This is a genomic window from Mesorhizobium sp. M4A.F.Ca.ET.022.05.2.1 (assembly GCF_003998845.1).
Classification (GTDB): Bacteria; Pseudomonadota; Alphaproteobacteria; order Rhizobiales; family Rhizobiaceae; genus Mesorhizobium.
Window position 1 is genome coordinate 1 of the sequence record NZ_RZOJ01000708.1, and the last position, 1,447, is coordinate 1,447.

Genomic DNA, 1,447 nt, shown 5'->3' on the forward strand with positions numbered 1-1,447 from the left:
AAATCACCGTCATGTTGCCGGTATCAGCGAAATAACTGAATTCCAGTTAATCGCCTATATTTTCAATGATTTTAATCGCTTAGACGCATGCCAGCCATGCATTTTTCAGCATGGCGCAATGCTTTCCCGCATGTTAGCCTCGCTCAAATCGGTGGGGAGAGACGATCTCCCTCGGAGCGGATTTCATCCTGCTCTAAATGTCCGCGAAGAGACGCCAACAGGGAGTGATGCATGGCCACCGCCGCCAGAAAAGCGCCTGCCAAATCCAAAAACGACGGTAAATCACAAGGGCTCTCGGCCCCGAAGCCTGCCGACTTCACCAAGGAAGACGAGCTCGCCGCCTACCGGCACATGCTGCTCATCCGCCGCTTCGAGGAAAAGGCCGGCCAGCTCTACGGCATGGGCTTCATCGGCGGCTTCTGCCACCTCTATATCGGTCAGGAAGCCGTCGTCACCGGCATGAAGATGGCGCTGATCGAAGGCGACCAGATGATCACCGCCTATCGCGACCACGGCCACATGCTGGCGATGGACCTGTCGCCGCGCGGCGTCATGGCGGAGCTCACCGGGCGCCGGGGCGGCCTGTCCAAGGGCAAGGGCGGCTCCATGCACATGTTCTCCAAGGAGAAGCATTTCTATGGCGGCCACGGCATTGTCGGCGCGCAGGTCTCGCTCGGCACCGGTCTCGCTTTCGCCAACCGCTATCGCGAGAACAAGAACGTCTCGCTGACCTATTTCGGCGACGGCGCCGCCAACCAGGGCCAGGTCTACGAAAGCTTCAACATGGCCTCGCTGTGGAAGCTGCCGGTGATCTTCATCATCGAGAACAACCGCTATGCCATGGGCACCTCGGTGTCGCGCTCCTCCGCCGAGACCGATTTCTCGCATCGCGGCGCTTCCTTCAAGATCCCCGGCATCCAGGTCGACGGCATGGACGTGCGCGCCGTCAAGTCCGCCGCCGATCTCGCCACCGAATGGTGCCGCGCCGGCAACGGCCCGCTGATCCTGGAGATGCAGACCTACCGCTATCGCGGCCATTCGATGTCCGATCCGGCGAAGTACCGCTCCAAGGAAGAAGTGCAGAAGATGCGCTCCGAGCATGACCCGATCGAGCAGGTCAGGGCGCGGCTGCTCGACAAGAAATGGGCCAGCGAGGACGAGCTCAAGGCCATCGACAAGGAGGTCCGCGACATCGTCGCCGACGCCGCCGAATTTGCCCAGAACGACGCCGAGCCGGATCCGTCCGAGCTCTGGACCGACATCGTACTGTAAAGGGAGGGCAAGGACATGCCGATCGAAATTCTCATGCCCGCGCTCTCGCCGACGATGGAAGAGGGCAATCTTTCCAAATGGCTGAAGAACGAGGGCGACAAGATCGTCGCCGGTGACGTCATCGCCGAGATCGAGACCGACAAGGCGACGATGGCAGTCGGAGCCGTCGACGAGG

The 1,447-nt window shown here is 60.8% G+C and carries 2 protein-coding genes; both read left to right on the forward strand.

The features are described from left to right. The first annotated feature begins 231 nt into the window (after nucleotides 1-231). On the forward strand, nucleotides 232-1,272 hold the full coding sequence (gene pdhA, locus EN745_RS34775) for a pyruvate dehydrogenase (acetyl-transferring) E1 component subunit alpha (protein WP_127406165.1): 1,041 nt from the start codon (nucleotides 232-234) through the stop codon (nucleotides 1,270-1,272). A 15-nt stretch (nucleotides 1,273-1,287) separates the two neighbouring features. Further along, on the forward strand, nucleotides 1,288-1,447 hold a 160-nt coding region (locus EN745_RS34780; protein ID WP_348630991.1), incomplete at its 3' end, for a biotin/lipoyl-containing protein.